We start from the raw sequence: 19,641 nt of genomic DNA, 5'->3' as shown, positions 1-19,641 counted from the left end.
CCGCTCCGTATCCTGCACTGAGCCCGGGGCGCACCGGGCTACTACGGGGGCCGTGCGGGAGGTACGGATGGCACGCAGAGCGCACCGCTGATCACGGGTGGCGCGGACGGCCGAGGGCGCCGCGCCCGTTTCGATCTCTTCTCCTTGCTTACCAAGTGAACTCTGCTTTCTTTTTTCCCCGTGTGAGGAGTGCCGCTTCCCCCTGCCCGAAAACAGCGGGAAAGCGGCCGCGAAAACAGTTCCGGAAGTTATGTACGGATGCTTCAATTCCGCGTTGACATGCCCGAATTCGCATGTCAAAGCTTGCTCCAGCACCGCGATTCCGGAATTCGCCACAACTCCGATGCCCCGGAAGGGGGAACACCATGAAGAAGATTTCTGTCCGCAAGGCAGGGCCCATCCGTCTGACCACGGCCTGCTACTACCTCTGCGGCGACGCCGCGTAATTTGCGCCTCCTCGGCCGGGGCCGGACCGCCTTCGGGGTCCGGCCCCGGCCACCTGACTTCCATCTCCTACAAGGGGGGTGTGCCGGATGAACGACACCGTTCGTCTGCACCGGCTCACGATGGTCGCCGAGGACGAGGGCGTGATGGTCGGCCGGCCCGACACCGGTTCGTACGCGGTGTTCCCCGAGGAGGGGGCACAGGCGCTGCGGATGTTCGCCGACGGGGCGTCCGCCGGCGAGGTCGCCGACTGGTACGAGCGCACGTGCGGCGACCCGCTCGACATGGACGACTTCCTGGAAACCCTCGCCGACCTCGGTTTCCTGCACACCGGCGAGCCGGTCGCGGAGCCGCGGCGGGTGCGCAGGCAGGGGCTCGGCAGAGCGCTGTTCTCCTGGCCGGCCTGGGTCGCGTACGGCGTCCTGGTGGCGGCCGCGGTGGCCATGATGGTGCGAGATCCCGGGCTGCGGCCGTCGTACCACCAGGTGTTCTTCACCCACTACCTGACGCTCATCCCGCTGACCGTCTTCGCGCTCGCGCTGCCGTGCATCGTCGTGCACGAGGCGTTCCACGCGCTCGCCGCGCGACGGCTCGGACTGCCGTCCACGCTCGGGATCGGGCGCAGGCTCTACTACATCGTCGCGGAGACGCGGCTCGATTCGCTGCTCAGCGTGGAGCGCAGGAAACGCTATCTGGTCTTCTGCGCGGGCATGTTGGCGGATGTTGTTCTGCTCTGCGGGTTCACGCTGCTTTCGCTCGCGCTTGACACAAACGCAATTCCGTCGTGGATTCACAAACTCTGTCTTGCTGTCGCCTTCACCTGTGTCCTGCGTCTCATCTGGCAATTCCTGTTCTATTTGGAGACGGACATCTATTACGTGGTGACGACCGCCACCGGATGTACGGATCTGCAGAATGCGTCGCGGTTCCGGGTCCGTACCGGGTTCCGCAAGGTACTGCGGCTCGCGCCGCCGACGGCGGACACCGAGTGGTCGCGGCGCGACCGCGCCGTGGCCCGCTGGTACGCGCCGCTGCTCTGCGCCGGGTACGGGTTCTCGCTGGCCTCACTGGCCTGGGCGGGGATCCCCACCGCCACACGCTTCTGGACGACGGTAGCCGACCGGCTCGGCAACCCGCACACCCCGTTCTGGGACCTGGTCGACGCGGCGGGCTTCCTGCTCCTGTCCGGCCTCCAGATCGGGCTGCTCGTCCACGTCACACTGCGGGACCGACGGAACCGGTCCCGTACCAACGAACCTCAAGGAGCCCTGACATGACCTCTCACCTGTCGACACACCACTGGTGGTTCGACGCCACCGCGGACACCACCGCCGCCGAGTCACCACCGTCCCCGTCCCTGGAGGTCGCCTGCCACCGCCGGTTACGCGGCCCGTTCACCGCCGCGCACTTCCTCCTCCACCAAGCCGTACCCCAACTGGTCGCACGGGACAGCGAGTTGGTGGCATCGGCACGGGCGGCCGAAGTGGAGTCGATCGCCCCGGAGCTGATGGAGATCGTGCCGACGCCGCCGCAGACCCTCACCAACCTCGCCGACGCCAAGGAGCGCACCCGCTTCTATCCGGCGCCCCGCGCCCTGCGCATCGCGCACGGCGTGGCCGAACTCCTCATGGACTGGGCGCGGTCGGCCCACCCGCGCGGCCTCACCCTCGCCTTCCGTGGCCTGGACGAGGCCGATCCCACGGACCGCGATCTGGTGGCCGTGCTGCTGCGGCGCTGCGATCCCGCCACCCTGACCGTGGTCGTCGACGGCGCGGGGGCGTCCGACGACCTGCTCGGCAAGGCGCTCGCCGCACACACCCACCGGGTCCCCCGACTCCCCTTCGTGGACGCGGAGCTGCTGCCCGACACGGACCTCGCGCAACGCTACATCGACAGCGACGGCACCAGCGACGACGCCCGCCTGCTCAGGGCCTACGAAGCACTGCCCGCCGCCGAGCGGGCCCGCCGGCACACCGCACGCGCCGAACTGCTCGCCGGGCGGGACGAGCCGACACTGCGACTCGGGGCGATCCCGTACCACCTGGAGCACGGCACGGACCCGCGGGGCGCAGGCGTCGAGGCGATCGTCCACGCCGTCAACGCCTGCTTCAACAAAGGGTTCTACGAGGCCGTCGTGGACCTCGCCGAACGCGGCCGGGCCCTGCTGGCCGACGTCGAGCCTGACCGTACGTACTGGAACCTGACACACAAGACCGGCGCCTGCCTGTGCTATCTGGGGCGCGGCGCGGACGCGTTCGCGTACTTCGAGGAGATGCGGCGCGGCTCCACCTCGCAGGACGCGCACATGGGCACCGCGTACCTCATGGCGATGCTCTACACCCGGTTCCTGCCGAAGGACGCGCACGACGAGGACCTCGCGCTGGCCTGGGTGAACACGGCGATCGCGATCGCGGACGTGCACCCAGACCCGCACAAGCGGGTCCTGGTGCGGGCGTTCATGCGCAACGCACGGGCCCTGGTCGAGCTGCACCGCGGCAACGCCGACGGTTCGCTCGCCCTGGTCGAGGAGGCGATGGCGATCACGGACGCCGACTTCGGCCCGGACGAGCAACTCCTGCACCGCTCCGTCCTGTTGTACAACCGGGCGCAGGTACGCGGCGCGCGCGGCGACCACACGGCCTCGCTGGCCGACTACGACGAGGTGATCCGCCGCGACCCGGACTACGGCGACTACTACTTCGAGCGGGCCGCCCAGCACCGCGCGCTCGGCGGGACCCACGAGGCGCTCGCCGACTACGCGACCGCGATCCGTCTCACACCGCCGTTCTACGAGGCGCACTTCAACCGGGCCGATCTGCTGCGGGAGTTGGGCGACGACGCGGGCGCGCTGCGCGATCTGGACCACGCCCTCTCCATCGAGCCGGACCACCTCGACTCACTGCTGCACCGCGCGGACCTGTCCCTGGAGCGCGGCGACTTCGACCGGGCCCGCGCGGACATCGACCACGGCCTGGACATCGCGCCGGACAACTCACAATTCCTGGCCACACAGGGCGCGTTGCACTCCGAACTGGGCGACACGGGAGCCGCATACGAGAGCTATTCGGCGGCCCTGAAGGCGGACCCGCGCTGCCTCGCCGCCTGGGCGAACCGGGCCGTCCTCGCCTTCGACGCGGGCCGCCCCGCCGAGGCCGTCGCCGACCTGGACGCGGCCCTCGCGCTCGACGACGACGCGGAGCTGCGGGCCAACCGGGCCGTGGCGCTCCAGTCCCTCGGCAAGCACCGGCGCGCGGCCGCCGACCTGGACCGTGCGATGGCCTCGGCCGGCGGCGTGCCCGACCCGGAGCTGCTGTACCTGCGGGGCGTCAGCCGCTTCGCCCTCGACGACCCGTCCGGGGCGCTCACGGACTGGCGCGCCCACCTGGCCGCGTACGACCGCGGCGGCGCCTCCCCGCACGCCGAGGAGATCCACGCCCGCGCCGGGGCCGCGCTGCGGGAGGGCGCCGCGTGACCGCCGAGGCGACGAGTCCGCCGGGCGTCGAAGCGGCCGGGCCCGATCTCGTACGGTCCGCTCTGCGGCGGCACGCCAAAGGGGTCGCCGTGGTCACGGTCGGCGGGGAGCGGCCCGCCGGGTTCTGCGTCACCTCACTCGCCTCGCTCTCCCTCGACCCGCCGCTCCTGTCGTTCACGGTGGGCCTGCGGTCGGGTTCGTGGGAGGCGGTGCGGGGCGCGACACATGTGATGGTGCAGCTGCTCGCGGCCGGTCAGGAGGAGGTGGCACGGGCCTTCGCGGGCCCGCGCCACGCCCGCTTCGGGCCGGGCACCTCCTGGCACCGCGACCCGCTGGGCCTGCCCGCCCTGGACGGCGTACTGGCCCGCTTCGTGCTCACGCCGGTCAGCATGCGGCCGGTGGGCGACCACGCCCTGCTCATCGGGCTCGTGGTGCGGGCGGACCGGGTCACGGAGGCGGGGCCGCTGGTGCACCACGACGGGACGTTCGTCGACCTCCCGGTGCCGCCGGGCACACCCGGCGCGACCGACAGCACTGGCACCACCGGCACAACAGGCACAACAGGCACAACCGGCACGACCAGCACGACCGGCGCCCGGCACTGAGCCATTGGTACAGTCGGCGGCGTTCCGCCGCGCCACCGAAGGAGCCCGACGCCCATGGCAGTGGACCAGCTCGACACCCGCATCCTGCGGCTCCTCCTGGAACAGCCCCGCACGAGCATGCGCGAGTACGCCCGGATCCTCGGCGTGGCCCGCGGCACGCTGCAGGCCAGGCTCGACCGGATGGAGCGGGACGGTGTCATCACGGGCGTGCAGCCGTCCCTCTCCCCCGCGGCCCTCGGCCACCCGGTGCTCGCCTTCGTGCACATCGAGACGACGCAGGGCCACCTGGGGGACGTCGGGGACGAGCTCGCCGGGGTGCCGGAGATCATCGAGGCGTACTCCACCACGGGCGGCGGTGATCTCCTCGCCCGCGTGGCGGCGCGCGACGCCGAGCATCTGGAGGATGTGATCCAGCAGCTCAACCGGCTGCCCGGCGTGGTCCGCACCCGCACCGAGGTGGCGCTGCGCGAGCGCGTCCCGCACCGGCTGCTGCCGCTGGTCGAGGCGATCGGGAAGGCGGCCGGACAGCCGCGCGGATGATCGGGGGACCCCGGTCCTGCATCCTGGTGCCATGAGCGACGCGAACCACCCCTCGTACCACTTCCGCGACACCGCGATCGTCTTCGATCTCGACGGCACCCTCGTGGACAGCGAGCCGAACTACTTCCGGGCCTCCCTGGCCACCCTCGCCCGCCAGGGCGTCAAGGACTTCACGTGGGCCGACCACGAGACGTACGTCGGGATCTCCACGCTGGAGACCATCGGCGTCTGGAAGCGGAAGTACGGCATCGACGCGCCGGACGGCGAGCTGCTCGAGGAGATGAACGCCCGCTATCTGGACCTCGCGCGCGCCGACACCCATGTCTTCCCGCAGATGCGGCTGTTCGTCGAGCGGCTGCACGCGGCGGGCGTGCCGATGATCGTCGCGTCGGGTTCGTCCCCGGAAGCGATCGACGCGATCCTCACCGGTACGGGGCTCGGGGCGCAGCTGCCGCTGTACGTGTCGGCGGACGAGGTCGAGCACGGCAAGCCGGCGCCCGACGTGTTCCTGGAGGCGGCGCACCGGCTCGGCACGCAGGCCTCGCACTGTGTGGTCCTGGAGGACGCGGCGCCGGGGGCCGCCGCCGCGCACGCGGCCGGCATGCGCTGCATCGCGCTGCCGTATGTCGCGGCGCAGGCGGAGGACCCGGCGTTCACCACGGCCGACCTGCTGTTCAAGGGCGGTCAGGAGGAGTTCACCGCACGGGCCGCGTGCGAGTGGCTCGAGCGCTCAGCTCCGTCTTTCTGATCTTCCCGGTGGGAGTGAGCGGCAGCTCGTCGAGTATCTCGACGATGTGCGGGACCTTGTACGTCGCCATGGCCCCGGCCGCCCACTCCTTCAACGTGTCCCCGGTGAGCGCGGATCCGGGGACGGTGCGCGCGAACGCGTACGGACGCTGACCACTGTCCGGGGCGTCGACGGCGACGACCGCGGCGGCGAGCACGTCGGGGTGCTGGGCGAGCAGTGTCTCCACTTCCGTCGGGAAGACGCTCATGCCCTTCACCTTGATCATGTCCTTGTCGCGGCCCAGGTAGTGCAGGCATCCCTCTTCGTCGAGGGCGCCGATGTCCCCGGTGTGCAGCCAGCCGTCGCGCAGCGCCGCCTCCGTCGCCTCGGGCGCGCGCCAGTAGCGCGTGAGCACGGACGGGCCGCGCACCACGATCTCGCCCCGCTCGCCCAGTGGCAGTGGCTCACCGGTGGTGAAGTCGACGACCATGAAGTCCGTTCCTGGGACCGGGAGTCCGCAGAACACCGGGTCGCTCAGCAGATCGTGGTCGCCGTTCTGGAAGCCGAGTGTGTTGGTGTCACTGGTGTGCGTCTCGGTCATCCCGTACGAGGCCTCGCGCAGCACACTGTGCTCGCCGACGGCCTCCTTCCACCGGGCGCGCAGGGCCGGGGTGAGCTTGCGGATGAAGGAGACGGTGAGCGGGCTCGACAGGCTCGTCAGGTCGTGGCGCGCGAAGTCGGGGTGGTCGAGGAGTTCGAGGTAGTTCTCGACGGTGCCGGCCATGGTGGTCGCGCCGTGGGTCTCGATGGCGTCGAGGACATCGGACGCGTTCCAGCGGGTGAGCAGGATGCTGGTGCCGCCGGAGACGAGCGGGGCGAGGATGCCGAGGTTCTCGCCGGCGATCCAGAAGATGGGCAGGTAGCAGACCGAGACGATGCCGCGCTCGCGCTCCGCGTCCGTGGCTGTGCGGCCGTTGTCGATGGCGGTGGCCGTGTAGACCATGTGCCGCTGGGTGTGCTCGCAGCCCTTGGGGAGTCCGGTGGTGCCTCCGGTGTAGTTGAGGGCGGCGAGCGCGTCGAGGTCGTCGGCGATGGGCTCGTGGCGCTCGTGGGCGACGGCCCGCGGCCAGTCGGCGTCGGCCAGCACGGTGCGGACGGGGGTGTCGGCGCGCACCTCGTCGACGGCGGGCAGCAGCGCGTCCCGGGTGACGACCAACTCCGGTGCTGCGTCGTTCAGTTCGTGTCGCAGCTCCGCCGCGCGGAACATCGGGTTCACCGGTACGTGCACCGCCCCGATGCGCAGCACGGCGAGCAGGGCGACGACGAAGCGGGCCCCGTTCGGCAGGAATACGCCGACGCGGTCGCCGGGCCGCACGCCCTGTTCGGTCATCCACCCGGCCAACCGGGCGCTCTGGTCGTCGAGTTGCCGGTAGCTGAGGGTCTCGGCCGCCGTGACGATCGCGGGCCGGTCCGGATGGCGCGCGGCCGAGCGGGCCACATGCCCGGGGAGCGTCAACTCCCCTGCCTCGTGGCGGGTTTCGGACGACTGGCGGCCGGACCTGGACCTGTCCTGGCGGGCGCGCAGGTCGCGCAGATACGCCTCTGTGTCGATGGTGGACGTGCCGTGAGACAACGTGCGGCTCCCTACTGCTGCGGTGCTGCTCCGATACCGAGAAGGTGCAGATACATGACGGTCGCGTCGGCGACCGCCTGGTCGTACGTGGCCGGTCGCTCGGCGACGAGCCGTGCGAACTCGATGCTCATGCCGCCGACGGCACGGGACAGGGTGAGCGGGTCGACGACCGGGTGCGCCCTGCCCTCGGCCGCGACCCGGCGTACGTAGCGGGCGGCGCGGCGGACCGGACGCTCGCGGATCTCCTCCCACAGGGCGCGCACCTCGGCGTCGCCCCGCGCCTGCTGTTCGAGCAGGACGAGCAGGGGCAGGTGTCGCGCGTAGGCGGCGATGAACGCGGCCGTGGAGGCGCGCGCGACCGCAGCCACGTCGTCGGGGTCCACCCCGGGCACGTCCTGCGCGGTGAGGAACGCGTCCCGTACGCGCCCCGCGAGCACCCGGAAGACCTCTTCCTTGGACGCGAAATAGACGTAGAAGCCGGCCCGTGACACCTCGGCCTGCGCCGTGATGTCCGCGATGGTCGCCGGGCCGTAGCCGAGCCGCGCGAAGACCTGCTCGGCCGCGTCGAGCAGCCGTCCGCGCGCCGGGGCGTCGGTCCGGTCACGGGCGGTGCGGGTCGCCCATTCCTGCCGCCGGGGCGGTCTGTCCTGCTGACTGCGTGCCACAGCGCCAGAGTATTGACGTTGACGTCAGTGTCAATGAGCATGACGGAATCCGCGTTCGACACCTCGGAACCTTGGCCCCTTCGAACCTCGGGACCTCGGGCCCGTGGAGCCGGACCCGACTTCGACATCCCGGAGGGGCACATGGGGTCTGCCGCCGTACTCGTCGCCAACCGAGGGGAGATCGCCGTACGGGTGCTCCGCGCGGCCGCCGAACTCGGGCTGCGCACGGTGGCCGTGCACGAGCCGGGCGACGAGGCGCACCTGCACCTGGCGGACGAGGTCGTGCCGCTCGCTGCGGGCGGCTATCTGGACGCCGAGGCGCTGGTCGCGGCCGCGCGCCGGTCCGGGTGCACGTATCTCCACCCCGGTTACGGCTTCCTGAGCGAGTCCGCGGCGTTCTCCCTGCGGTGCGCGGACGCCGGGCTCACCTTCGTGGGCCCTTCGCCGGAGGTGCTCGACCTGTTCGGGGACAAGGCGCGCGCCCGTGCGCTCGCGGTCGGGGCCGGGGTGCCGGTGCTTCCTGGTACGGAGGGTGACACCACGCTGGAGCAGGCGCGGGCGTTCCTCGCCGAAGGGCCGGTGATGGTCAAGGCCGTGGGCGGGGGCGGCGGGCGCGGGATGCGGGTCGTACGGGAGGCGGCGGAGCTCGACGAGGCATGGGAGCGATGCGCCTCCGAGGCTCAACAGGCCTTCGGGCGACGCGAGTTGTACGTGGAGCGGCTGTGGGAGGGCGCCCGGCACATCGAGGTGCAGGTCGTCGGCGACGGTGACACCGCGAGCCACCTTTGGGAGCGGGACTGCAGCGCGCAGCGCCGCCACCAGAAGCTCGTCGAGATCGCCCCGGCGCCGGGCCTCGACGCCACCGTGCGCGGCCGACTCCTCGACGCTGCCCTGCGACTGGCCGGTGCCTCCCGTTACGCAGGCGTCGGCACGGTCGAATTCCTCGTACGTGGCGAGGAGTTCGTGTTCATGGAAGCCAATCCGCGCCTCCAGGTGGAGCACACGGTGACGGAGGAGGTGACGGGTGTCGACCTGGTCGCGACGCAGCTGCGGATCGCGGCGGGCGAGACCCTGGCCGACCTCGGCCTCGCCGGGGAGCCGCCCGCGCCCCGCGGCTTCGCCGTGCAGCTGCGGGTGAACGCGGAGGTCACGGGGCCTGACGGTGCGGTGCGCCCGTCGGCGGGGCGGCTCGCGCGCCTCGACGTGCCGACGGGCCCCGGTGTGCGCGTCGACACCGCCGCCCGCACCGGCACCGAACTCGGCACGCGCTACGACTCCCTCCTCGCCAAGGTCGTCGTGCACGCGCCGGCCGGTGACTTCGCGGCGGCGTGCGTGCGGGCGCGGCGGGCGCTCGACGAGTTCACGGTGGAGGGCGTACGGACCGGAATCCCCTTCCTGGCCAGGCTGCTCGACCACCCCGGCTTCACGGCGGGAGGCTTCGACACCGGGTTCGTACAGCGCCACCTCGCGGAGCTCGCACCGCCGGCCGACGCCGCACCGGAAGGCGGCACGGAACCGGGCACGGTGACCGCGCCCATGGCGGGCACGGTCGTCACCGTGGACGCCGAGCCCGGCCAACTCGTCGCGGCGGGGGCCACCTTGCTCGTACTCGAAGCGATGAAGATGGAGCACGTGGTGCGCGCCGAGCACGCGGGTGTCGTACGTGCGGTGGGAGCGGGAGTCGGTGAAACGGTCGCCGAGGGCGCCGAGTTGGTGCTGCTCGACGTGACGGAGAGCGGCGCCGCCCAGGAGGACGCGGCCGAGGAGCTCGACCTCGACGCGGTGCGCCCCGACCTCGCGCAGGTCGTCGCGCGGCACGCCTTCGGCCTGGACGAGAACCGCCCCGAAGCGGTCGCCAAGCGGCATGCGACCGGGCTCCGAACGGCCCGCGAGAACATCGAGGACCTGTGCGACCCGGGGACGTTCACCGAGTACGGCGCGCTCGCGGTGGCCGCGCAGCGGCGGCGCCGCCAGCTGGACGACCTGATCCGCTCGACGCCCGCCGACGGCATGGTCACCGGCACGGGCCGGATCGGCGGCGCGCCCGCCGTCGCGATGTCGTACGACTACACGGTGCTCGCCGGGACGCAGGGCCACAACAACCACCGCAAGACCGACCGGATGCTGCATCTGGCCGAGGACCGCGGACTGCCCGTCGTGCTGTTCGCGGAGGGCGGCGGGGGCCGGCCCGGTGACACGGACACGTCGTCGATCGCGGGCCTGGACGTCATGACGTTCCATCAAATGGCGCGGCTCAACGGCAAGGTGCCGCTCGTCGGCGTCGCGTCGGGCCGCTGCTTCGCGGGGAACGCGGCACTGCTCGGCTGCTGCGACGTCATCATCGCGACGCCCGAGGCGAACATCGGCATGGGCGGACCCGCGATGATCGAGGGCGGCGGCCTCGGCGTGTACCGACCGGAGGACATCGGCCCGCTGTCGGTGCAGGTGCCGAACGGGGTCGTGGACCTCCCGGTCGCCGACGAGGCGGAAGCGGTGCGCGTGGCTCGCGCCTACCTCTCGTACTTCCAGGGCCCGCAGGCGAGTTGGGAGGCACCGGACCCGCGACGCCTGCGCCACGCGGTGCCCGAGAACCGGCGCCGCGCCTACGACATCCGCGCCGCGATCGAGGGACTCGCCGACACGGACTCGGTGCTCGAACTGCGCCGCGGCTTCGGCGTGGGCGTGATCACGGCGCTGGTGCGGATCGAAGGCCGTCCGATGGGCCTGGTCGCCAACAACCCGGCGCACCTCGGCGGCGCCGTCGACCGGGACGCCGCGGACAAGGCGGCACGCTTCCTGCGGCTGTGCGAGGCGTTCGGTCTCCCGGTCGTCTCGCTGTGCGACACACCGGGGTTCATGGTCGGCCCGGACTCCGAACGCACCGCGACGGTAAGGCAGTTCGCGGACCTGTTCGTGGCGGGCGCCCGCCTCACCACGCCGCTGGTGTGCCTCGTACTGCGCAAGGCATACGGGCTCGGGGCGATGGCCATGATGGGCGGTTCGACGCGGGCTCCGCTCGGCACGGCGGCCTGGCCGAGCGGCGAGTTCGGCGGGATGGGCCTGGAGGGCGCGGTACGGCTCGGCTACCGGCGCGAACTGGAGGCGATCGCCGATCCCGCCGAGCGGGAGCGGGCGTTCGAGGCGCGGGTCGCCGAGATGTACGAGCACGGCAAGGCGGTGAACGCGGCGGCGGCGCTGGAGATCGACGCGGTCATCGACCCGGCGGACTCAAGGAGTTGGATCATGTCGGCACTGGACGCGCCGACCGTGACCTCAGTCATGCCCGCGCATTGATGCACGCCAAGAGGGGTACTCCGCCGATCATGCGTATCAGTGTGGTGGATGTCGGTTCGAACACCGTGCGCCTCGCGATCGCGGACGCCCGCGACGGGGCGCCGCTGCCGGTGCACACGGCCAAGCGGCGGTTACGCCTGTCTGAGCTGGTGGACGCCGACCGCAGACTTTGTCCCGAGGCCGTCGAGCGTCTGGTGGAGGCGGTGCGGGCGGCGGTCGCGGAGGCCGAACGGTGGGGCAGCGACGAGCCGTTCGTCTTCGCCACGGCCATCGTCCGGGACGCGCCGAACCGGGACGAGGTGCTCGACGCCGTCGAGGAGGGCACCGGGGTGCGGCCCCGGGTGCTGCCCGGCGAGGTGGAGGCCGAGCTGACGTTCCTCGCGGCGCGGCGCTGGATGGGCTGGCGGGCCGGGCCGCTCGGCGTCCTCGACATCGGCGGCGGCTCGCTCGAGGTCGCCTTCGGGCGTGGTCGGCTGCCCGAGTTCGCGATCTCGCTGCCGCTCGGGGCGGGGCGACTCACCCGCGAGCATCTGCCGGCCGACGGCTCGCCACCCACGGAGCAGCAGTTGAAGGCCCTGCGGCGCCATGTGCGGCACCAGCTCAGGGACGTCGCGGCGCGGATCCGCTGGGAGGGGCCGCTGACGGCGGCGGCCACGTCCCGCACGTTCACGCAGCTGGCGCGCCTTTGCGGGGCGCCGCCCGGACGCCACGGTCCTTTCGTGCCACGGCAGTTGAGCCGCAGGGCGCTGGGCTTCGCGGTCACCGAGCTGGCGGCGCTCCCGGCCGATCGCCGCGCGGAACTGCCCGGCATCTCCGCGCCCCGGGCGTCGCAGTCCCTCGCGGGCGCGCTCGTCGGCCACACGGCGATGAAGCTCATGGGCATCAGCGAGCTCACGGTCTGCCCGTGGGCGATCCGCGAGGGCATTTTGCTGCGCCACATCGAGGGAGACGTGGGATGGGGCGGTTCGCCGGTACCAGCGCTCCGCCTGGCAGCCGGCGACACCCCCTCACCCCGCACCGGGGCCACCCCCTGGGGCCTGACCCCCCAAACCCCTCGCCGCCCTACGGGCTCCCCTTCAAACGCCGGCAGGGCTTGACCGGACCGACCGCGGTCGCGGCCATGCGCGAGCGGCGCCGCCACGGTGGGTAACGGGCGGGCGGCACCACCGTGTTACGCAACACGTGGGCGGTCTCCACGCGTTGGGCAACACGCAGGCCGCCCCACCCCGGTCAGCCCGTCGCTCAACCCCGTTCACTCGCCCATCTCCCACCCACCCGCCCCCTCCGGGGGCGTCGGCCCGACGGGGTGTCGCAACAGCCCTGGCCGGCCCGCCGCCGGGGCGGCTCCCCACCCGACAAGAGGGCCCACATCTTCCACGGCACCGCCACCCTCGCCTCGATCAGGCTTTGGCTGCTTTAGGGCGCCAACTCCCCTGACTAGCATCGAGGCTGTGAGCTGGGGCCGTACCCCTGCCCGGTTGGTGTCTCCGGGGGACGGGCTTGTGGCGTGCCCCTTTCGGCGTTGCTGCCGCCAGGGGTGCCCGGTCAGGCAAGGTCACAAGGAGCCCAGGACGTCGGCGTTCAGAAGTCGGCGCAGCTCAGCTCCGCGATGGTCCGCTGAACAGAACCTAGGGCGATCGGCCGCCTTGGGCCGCGGGGTGGGCGAGGCAGCCCCCGGTGCCGCGCACCGGCCACCGCAGGCGCCGACCCCGGCACCGCACCCAGGCCCCGGCTGACCGAAGCCCCCGGAGGGGGCGGGCGGGTGGGCGACGACCAGGACCCAGCGTGCGGGTGGGAACGGCAGAGCCCCGGCATGCGGGTGGGAAACGGCCGAGTACCGGCGTCCGGGGAGACACGACCGGACACCGGCGTGCGAGTGGGAAGCAACCAGGCACCGGTCCGCGGGTGGGACACGGCCAGGCACCGGCCCCGCGAGTGGGACACCGCCGTGCACCGGTGCAGCCAGTCGGAACCGGCAGGGAACCGTGCCGCAGGGGCCCGCCCCTCCCCCCGACCCGCGGCAAGCGCACCGCGGAGCCGCTCAACCCACCCCCCGTACCAGCTCGATCGCCCGACCCAGCGTCGCCAGCCGCGCGCCCACCGTGTCCCCGGCCGGGTACAGCCGCACCGTGTCCACCCCCGCGTCCCGCCACACCTTCAAGCGGTCCCGCACCATGTCCTCCGTGCCGATGAGCGTCGTGGCGAGGACCATGTCGTCGGTGACCAGGGCGGCCGCCCCCTCGCGGTCGCCGGCCTGCCAGCGTTCGCGGACCGCCGCGGCGACGTCGGCCCAACCCTGCCTGCTGTACGCCTGGTTGTAGAAGTTGGTCGAGGCGGAGCCCATGCCGCCGAGGCTGAAGGCGAGCTCCTTCTTGCGGCTGCCCACCACCGCGGCCAGCTCCTCCTCGTCCTCGACGAAGTTCACCTCCGCCCCCTGGCAGATGTCGAGGTCGGCCCTGGTCCGCCCGGACGCCGCGAGCCCAGCGTCCAAGTGGTCGAAGTACGCCTCCTTCGCCCCCTCGGGCACAAAGCTCGTCCCGAGCCACCCGTCGGCGACCTCCCCGGTGAGCCGCAGCATCTTCGGCGACAACGTGGCCAGGTAGATGGGAAGTTCGTGCTCCGCCCGCATCGACAGCCGCATCGGCTTCGCGTCGCCCCCGGGCAACGGCAGCGTGAACTCCCGCCCCTCGTACGCGATCTTCTCGCCGGTCGCCGCCATCCGCACGATCTCGACCGTCTCCCGCATCCGACCCAACGGCCGCGCGAACGGCACCCCGTGCAGCCCCTCGATCACCTGCGGCCCGGACGGACCGAGCCCGAGGAGGAAGCGGCCCTCGGAGATGTTCGACAGCGTGATCGCCGCGCGCGCGATGGCCGCCGGGGTGCGGGTCGCGAGCTGGATGATGCCGGAGCCGAGCAGCATCCGCTCGGTGCGCGCCGCCAAGTACCCCAGCGGCGACGGCGCTTCGGAGCCCCAGGCCTCCGCGACCCAGCAGATGTCCAGCCCAAGACGCTCGGCCTCGGTGACGAAGTCGACGGTCTCCCGCCAGTTCCCGCCGGACGCCTCGATGGTGGTGGAGGTGCGCATCAGGCGGCCGCCCCTTCCGCGAGGTCCTTCAGGGCGTCGAGCGTGGCGGTCATGCCCTGCTCGAACTCCTTCAGCCGGACGTGGACGATCTTCTGCTCCTTCTCCGGCATCCGGTCGATCGCGAAGGAGAGGCCGGAGCGCCCCGGCCCCATCCGCACCCACTGGGCCAGCTCCGTCGCCCCGTCGTCCAGCGCGTCGAGGGTGAACCGCCAGACGGCGCTGGGAACTTCGGGGTCGGAGACCGCCCACGCGAACACGCGCGGCGCCGTGCACTCGACGACGTACGAGGTGGTCTCCCACGCGCCGAACGCCTCGTGCCGATTGCGTCCCACGAACCGGGCGCCCACGCCGCGCTCCTCGCCGAGCCACTCGGCGGACTGCAACTCGGCGCTGAACCGCGGCATGAGGCCGATGTCCGTCACCAGCTCCCACACCCGCTCCGGCGACGCCTCGATCCTGCGCCGCACCTCGACGGTCGGGGTGTCCGCATAGCGCGCGCCCGTCCACTCCATCGTGGCCCACCTCTCTCTCGTATCGGCTCGAAGCATGAGAGTTTCGTAGTTGGACTCACCACGTCAAGGGGGGTACGGGCCCCTGCGGGGATCCGTTCAGCGGGTGAAGCGCGCCGCGATGTCCGGGCGCCGCGCGAGCTTCTCCGGGTAGCCGGGGCCCATCCGCGCGTGGGTGTCCTCGGCGGTCATCGGCTCGCCGCAGTGCCCGCAGACGACCTCCGCCTCGGCGGCATGACCGCACCGGTCGTGTTCGAAGACGACCGGCGCGCCCTCCTCGCCGGACAGCCAGCGATTGCCCCAGGCGTTCATGGCGGCGAGGACGCCGAAGAAATCGCGCCCCTTCTCCGTCAGGACATAGTCGTGCCGCACCGGAGCACTGTCATAGGCCCGCTTCTCCATCAGCCCCGCCTCGACCAGCCGCCGCAGCCGCTCCGCCAGAGTCGTCCGGGCGATGCCGAGCTCCTGCTGGAACACGTCGAACCGGGTGATGCCGTAGAACGCCTCGCGCAGCACGAGCGGCGTCCACCAGTCCCCCAGGAGGTCCATGGTGCGGGCGATGGAGCAGGGCCAGTCGGCAAAGGAAGTGCGCCTCATGCCCGCCAGGATACGAAGGGTCCACAAGTAGGTCCCCGTACGAGAGAAGTAGGTCCCCGTACGAGACGGAGCTGGCCAGGCGGGCGGCCCCACCGAAGTGACGTTCACCATGAACAGCGCGAGCCCATTGTGAAGGGGCCCCGTACCTGATCACCTAAAGGTTCGACAACGCACCGAGCAGGAGGCCCCGTTGTTCGCTTCCGTGGACGAAGTCACCACGCGCCTGGCCGGGACCGGCTATCTGGCCTCGCCCGCCGTGGCGACCACCGTCTTCCTGGCCGCCAAGCTCGGCAAGCCACTGCTCGTCGAGGGCCCGGCGGGCGTCGGCAAGACGGAACTCGCGAAGGCGGTCGCGGCGATCAGCGACGCCCGCCTGATCCGCCTCCAGTGCTACGAGGGCGTGGACGAGAGCCGCGCGCTCTACGAGTGGAACCACGCCAAGCAGCTGCTGCGCATCACGGCGGGCCAGGGCGAGACCTGGGACCAGACCCGCACGGACATCTTCAGCGAGGAGTACCTCCTCTCCCGCCCGCTCCTGACGGCGATCCGCGGCGAGGACGCCAAGGTCCTCCTCATCGACGAAATGGACAAGGCGGACGTAGAAGTAGAAGGTCTCCTCCTCGAAGTCCTCTCCGACTTCCAGGTGACCGTCCCCGAGCTGGGCACCATCGCCGCCACCAAGCGCCCCTTCGTGGTCCTCACCTCCAACGCGAGCCGCGAACTGTCCGAGGCACTGCGCCGGCGCTGCCTCTTCCTCCACATCGGCTTCCCCGAGGAGGAGTTGGAGCGCCGCATCGTCGCCCTGAAGGTGCCCGAGCTCGACGCGGTGCTCGCCGAGTCCCTCGTACGCGTCGTGGGCGCGCTGCGCGCGATGGATCTGCGCAAGGTGCCCTCGGTCGCGGAGACGGTGGACTGGGCACGCACCCTGCTGGCGCTCGGCGCGGACCGCCTGGACGAGGAGGTCGTACGGGCGTCCCTCGGCGTCGTCCTCAAGCATCAGGAGGACGTGAACACGGCAGCGGCGAAGCTCGACCTGGACGCGGTGTGAGCACGGCGCTCTCGGTCGCGGACCGGGTCACCTCGCTCGTCCGGGCGCTGCGCGCGCACGGCATCCGGATCGGCACGGGCGAGAGCGTGGACGCCGCGCAGGCGGTGGCGGCGCTGGGCCTGGACAGCCGGGACCGGCTGCGCGAGGGGCTGGCCTCCACGCTCCTCCACGACCAGGGCCAGCGCGCGGTCTTCGACCCGGTCTTCGACGTGTACTTCCCGCACGCGGTGGGCGCGCCCGGCGAGGCCGGCACCACCGACAGGGACAGCCTCCGCGAACGCCTCACCGAGGCCCTGACCAGGAACGACAGCGCCGCCCTCGCCCGCCTGGCGGCCGCGGCGGTGGACGCCCTCGGCGGCTACGACACGAACGGCTGGTCGTCCCAGCAGACGCTCGACCGGCTGCGCCCGCAGACGCTCCTCGCGCCCGTCATGTCGGCGATCCGCGCGGGCGGCAGCGGCCAGTCAGGGGCGTTCACCGACCGCATCGAGGCGGACGAGATCCGGCGCCGCATCGAGGCCTTCCGCGAAGGGGTGCGCGGCGAGGCCCGCCGCCGCGTCGCGGAGGCCCGCAACCGCGACGAGCTGGCGCGCCGCATGCCGGTCCAGACACCCGACCGCACCCTGTTCCTCTACGCGGACAAGGCCCAGCTCGCCGAGCTGCGCCGCACGGTCCACCCCCTGGCCCGCAAGCTGGCCACCCGCCTCGCGGCCCGCAGACGCCGCGCGGCCCGCGGCCACATCGACCTGCGCCGAACGCTGCGCGGCTCCCTGTCGACGGGCGGCGTCCCCATGAAGCCCGTCCTGCGCAAGCGCCGCCCGACCCGCCCGGAACTGGTCCTGCTCTGCGACGTGTCGGGCTCGGTGGCCGGCTTCGCGAACTTCACGATGCTCCTGGTCCAGGCCCTGCACGACCAGTTCAGCAAGATCCGCGTCTTCGCCTTCGTCAACCGGATCGACGAGGTCACCGACCTCATCGCGCACGGCGCCGCGGACGCGGAGGGCCTCGGCGCCCGCATCGCCTCCGAGGCCACGCTGACCGGCTGGCACGGCAGCAGCGACTACGGCACGGCGCTCGGCGAGTTCGTCGAGCGCTACGAGTCCGCGGTGGGCCCCCGCACCACGGTCCTCATCCTCGGCGACGCCCGCAACAACCAGCAGAACCCGAACCTCCCGGCCCTCCGCCGCATCACCCGCGCCTCCCGCCGCACCTACTGGCTCAACCCGGAACCCCGCTCCCAGTGGGACACGGGCGACTCCGCGGCCTCCACGTACGCGGAAGTGGTGGACCTGTACGAATGCCGCAACGCGCGCCAGCTGAGCACCCTGGTGGGCCGCCTGCTTCCCGTCTAGCGGGCCCCGTCTAGGCGGACCCGTCCAGCGGGGCGCGTCCAGCGGAACTGTGACGCCTTCCTACGACTCCATCGTGGTCAGCCGCCACAGTCCCCAGCGGCTCGCCAGGGTGAGGGAGAAGTAGGCGAAGGTGATGGCGGTGACGAACAGCAGGCGGACCATGATGCCCGTGGGCCCCAGCAAGGTGACCGCCAGGAGGCCCACGCCGATCCACAGCAGCGCGCCGAGCCCGAAGGTCACCATGCGCCGCGCTCTGGACGCGGAGCGCGTGGGCTCAAAGTGGACGGCGGCCGCGGGACTCGCGGGCGTCACGGCTGTCATGGGACTCGCGGGCGTCACGGCTGTCACGGGCGTCACGGGCGTCACGGGCAAGGGGCCACCTTCCAAATGCGAATCGCGCAAATCGTGCAAGTGGGGCTAATCAGAGTACATGCGCAACTTCTACTCGCCCAGCGCGCTGATCCTGCGTCCGCGCACGGCCGCTTCGCACCCTGCGTAGCCCTCTCACTTGCGCAATCGTCGGGGTCCGTGAAGCGTGAGCGGGAGGTTCACCGACCGGGACGGAGACCGCATGAAGGCGGACGGCCGTGACGCGTACTTCGACAACGCCAAGTACCTGGCGATCGTCCTCGTCGCGCTCGGGCACGCCTGGGAACCGCTGCGTGGCGACAGCCGTGCGGCCTCCGCGCTGTACTTCACCGTCTACACGTTCCACATGCCGGCGTTCATCGTGATCTCCGGATACTTCTCGCGGTCGTTCGACGCGAGCCCCCGCCGGATGAAACGCCTGGTCACGGGCGTACTGGTGCCGTACGTGATCTTCGAGGTGGCGTACACCTTCTTCAAGCGCACGGTGGGCGACGACCCGGACTACCCGATCAGCCTGCTCGACCCCTGGTATCTGACCTGGTTCCTGATCGCGCTCTTCATCTGGCGGCTCACCACCCCGCTCTGGAAGATCATCCGGGCGCCGCTGCCGCTGGCCCTCGCGGTCGCCGTGCTCGCCGCCGTCTCCCCCGACATCGGTGACGACCTGGACCTTCAGCGGGTGCTCCAGTTCCTGCCCTTCTTCGTGCTCGGGCTGTGCCTGAAGCCGCACCACTTCAGCCTGGTGCGGCGCCGCGAGGCCCGCCTGCTCGCAGTGCCGGTGTTCGTGGGTGCGCTGCTCGTCGCTTACTGGGCCTCGCCGCGGATGACCGCCGCCTGGTTCTACCGCCGTGACAGCGCGCAGGAGCTGGGCGCGTCCGGCTGGACGGGCGTGGTGATGACGCTCGCGCTGTTCGGCTGCTCGGTGATCCTGATGGCCTGCTTCTTCGCGTGGGTGCCGGGGCGCAGGCTGTGGTGCACGGCGCTCGGCGCGGGCACCCTGTACGGCTATCTGCTGCACGGCTTCCTCGCGAAGGGCTCCCGCTTCTGGGGCTGGTACGACCACGACTGGGTGCACACGCCGCTCGGCGAGATCACCGTCACCGTGATCGCGGCGAGTGTCATCACCGTCCTGTGCACCCCACCCGTCCAGCGGCTGTTCCACTGGGCCATGGAGCCCGAGATGAAGTGGGCCTTCAAGAAGGATCCGGCTTCCTAGGTTCCGCGCCGGTTTCCTGAGCGCAACGCCGACGAAACACCCGCTCCCTACCGTCCCCATCACACCGGTCATGGCTGCAACG

Annotated in this window: 16 protein-coding genes; 10 read left to right on the top strand and 6 right to left on the bottom strand. The window is 71.8% G+C overall.

Features of this window, described 5'->3' with window-relative positions:
* Positions 1–533 precede the first annotated feature (533 nt).
* From OG746_RS19080 to OG746_RS19060, 5 genes are read left to right on the top strand one after another with little or no spacing between them, the layout of a single operon-like run.
* A complete protein-coding gene (locus OG746_RS19080; protein ID WP_266716035.1) occupies positions 534–1,721 on the top strand; it encodes a hypothetical protein in 1,188 nt (395 codons plus the stop codon).
* On the top strand, positions 1,718–3,916 hold the full coding sequence (locus tag OG746_RS19075) for a tetratricopeptide repeat protein (RefSeq protein WP_266716033.1): 2,199 nt from the start codon (positions 1,718–1,720) through the stop codon (positions 3,914–3,916). Before OG746_RS19080 ends, OG746_RS19075 begins: the two co-directional genes overlap by 4 nt.
* The gene (locus OG746_RS19070) at positions 3,913–4,521 is read left to right on the top strand and encodes a flavin reductase family protein (RefSeq protein WP_266716031.1); all 609 of its coding nucleotides are present in this window, start codon (positions 3,913–3,915) and stop codon (positions 4,519–4,521) included. Before OG746_RS19075 ends, OG746_RS19070 begins: the two co-directional genes overlap by 4 nt.
* Before the next feature lie 54 nt (positions 4,522–4,575).
* Complete coding sequence (locus tag OG746_RS19065) at positions 4,576–5,061, top strand: Lrp/AsnC family transcriptional regulator (protein ID WP_266716029.1); 486 nt, start codon at positions 4,576–4,578, stop codon at positions 5,059–5,061.
* 31 nt (positions 5,062–5,092) lie between these two features.
* Complete coding sequence (locus OG746_RS19060) at positions 5,093–5,809, top strand: HAD family hydrolase (RefSeq protein WP_266716027.1); 717 nt, start codon at positions 5,093–5,095, stop codon at positions 5,807–5,809.
* On the opposite strand, the gene OG746_RS19055 is transcribed toward OG746_RS19060, so the two are convergent.
* On the bottom strand, positions 5,757–7,421 hold the full coding sequence (locus tag OG746_RS19055) for an AMP-binding protein (RefSeq protein ID WP_266716025.1): 1,665 nt from the start codon (positions 7,419–7,421) through the stop codon (positions 5,757–5,759). The genes OG746_RS19060 and OG746_RS19055 overlap by 53 nt on opposite strands.
* 11 nt (positions 7,422–7,432) lie before the next feature.
* Complete coding sequence (locus OG746_RS19050; protein ID WP_266716023.1) at positions 7,433–8,086, bottom strand: TetR/AcrR family transcriptional regulator; 654 nt, start codon at positions 8,084–8,086, stop codon at positions 7,433–7,435.
* A gap of 141 nt (positions 8,087–8,227) precedes the next feature.
* On the opposite strand from OG746_RS19050, the gene OG746_RS19045 reads away from it, so the two are divergent.
* Both OG746_RS19045 and OG746_RS19040 read left to right on the top strand, forming a co-directional pair.
* Positions 8,228–11,380, top strand: a complete 3,153-nt coding sequence (locus OG746_RS19045; RefSeq protein WP_266716021.1) for an acetyl-CoA carboxylase family protein — start codon at positions 8,228–8,230, stop codon at positions 11,378–11,380.
* A 29-nt stretch (positions 11,381–11,409) separates the two neighbouring features.
* A complete protein-coding gene (locus OG746_RS19040) occupies positions 11,410–12,477 on the top strand; it encodes a Ppx/GppA family phosphatase (protein ID WP_266716019.1) in 1,068 nt (355 codons plus the stop codon).
* Between the two features lie 944 nt (positions 12,478–13,421).
* Here the strand turns inward: OG746_RS19040 and OG746_RS19035 are convergent.
* The 3 genes from OG746_RS19035 to OG746_RS19025 all read right to left on the bottom strand — a co-directional run bounded on the left by OG746_RS19035 (position 13,422) and on the right by OG746_RS19025 (position 15,574).
* Positions 13,422–14,468, bottom strand: a complete 1,047-nt coding sequence (locus tag OG746_RS19035; protein WP_266716017.1) for an LLM class flavin-dependent oxidoreductase — start codon at positions 14,466–14,468, stop codon at positions 13,422–13,424.
* Positions 14,468–14,980: an SRPBCC family protein gene (locus OG746_RS19030; protein ID WP_266716015.1), complete on the bottom strand. Its 513-nt coding sequence runs from the start codon at positions 14,978–14,980 to the stop codon at positions 14,468–14,470. Before OG746_RS19030 ends, OG746_RS19035 begins: the two co-directional genes overlap by 1 nt.
* Positions 14,981–15,076: 96 nt before the next feature.
* Positions 15,077–15,574 carry a winged helix-turn-helix transcriptional regulator gene (locus tag OG746_RS19025; RefSeq protein ID WP_266716014.1) on the bottom strand — a complete coding sequence of 166 codons (498 nt, stop codon included), beginning with the start codon at positions 15,572–15,574 and terminating at the stop codon, positions 15,077–15,079.
* Positions 15,575–15,764: 190 nt separating this feature from the next.
* Between OG746_RS19025 and OG746_RS19020 the strand changes: the two genes are divergently transcribed.
* Positions 15,765–16,622 (top strand): AAA family ATPase, encoded by an 858-nt coding sequence (locus tag OG746_RS19020; RefSeq protein WP_266716012.1) that lies wholly within the window; start codon positions 15,765–15,767, stop codon positions 16,620–16,622.
* The gene (locus tag OG746_RS19015) at positions 16,619–17,974 is read left to right on the top strand and encodes a vWA domain-containing protein (RefSeq protein WP_266716010.1); all 1,356 of its coding nucleotides are present in this window, start codon (positions 16,619–16,621) and stop codon (positions 17,972–17,974) included. The genes OG746_RS19020 and OG746_RS19015 overlap by 4 nt, the downstream gene beginning before the upstream one ends.
* A 60-nt stretch (positions 17,975–18,034) precedes the next feature.
* Here the strand turns inward: OG746_RS19015 and OG746_RS19010 are convergent, their stop codons facing one another.
* Positions 18,035–18,217 (bottom strand): hypothetical protein, encoded by a 183-nt coding sequence (locus tag OG746_RS19010; protein ID WP_266716008.1) that lies wholly within the window; start codon positions 18,215–18,217, stop codon positions 18,035–18,037.
* A gap of 328 nt (positions 18,218–18,545) precedes the next feature.
* On the opposite strand from OG746_RS19010, the gene OG746_RS19005 reads away from it, so the two are divergent.
* Positions 18,546–19,559 carry an acyltransferase family protein gene (locus tag OG746_RS19005; protein WP_266716006.1) on the top strand — a complete coding sequence of 338 codons (1,014 nt, stop codon included), beginning with the start codon at positions 18,546–18,548 and terminating at the stop codon, positions 19,557–19,559.
* Positions 19,560–19,641: the final 82 nt, after the last annotated feature.

The sequence above is a fragment of the Streptomyces sp. NBC_01016 genome (genome assembly GCF_026341035.1).
Classification (GTDB): Bacteria; Actinomycetota; Actinomycetes; order Streptomycetales; family Streptomycetaceae; genus Streptomyces.
The sequence above is the reverse complement of the archived record's forward strand: the minus strand, read 5'-3'. Positions and strand labels throughout refer to the sequence as shown.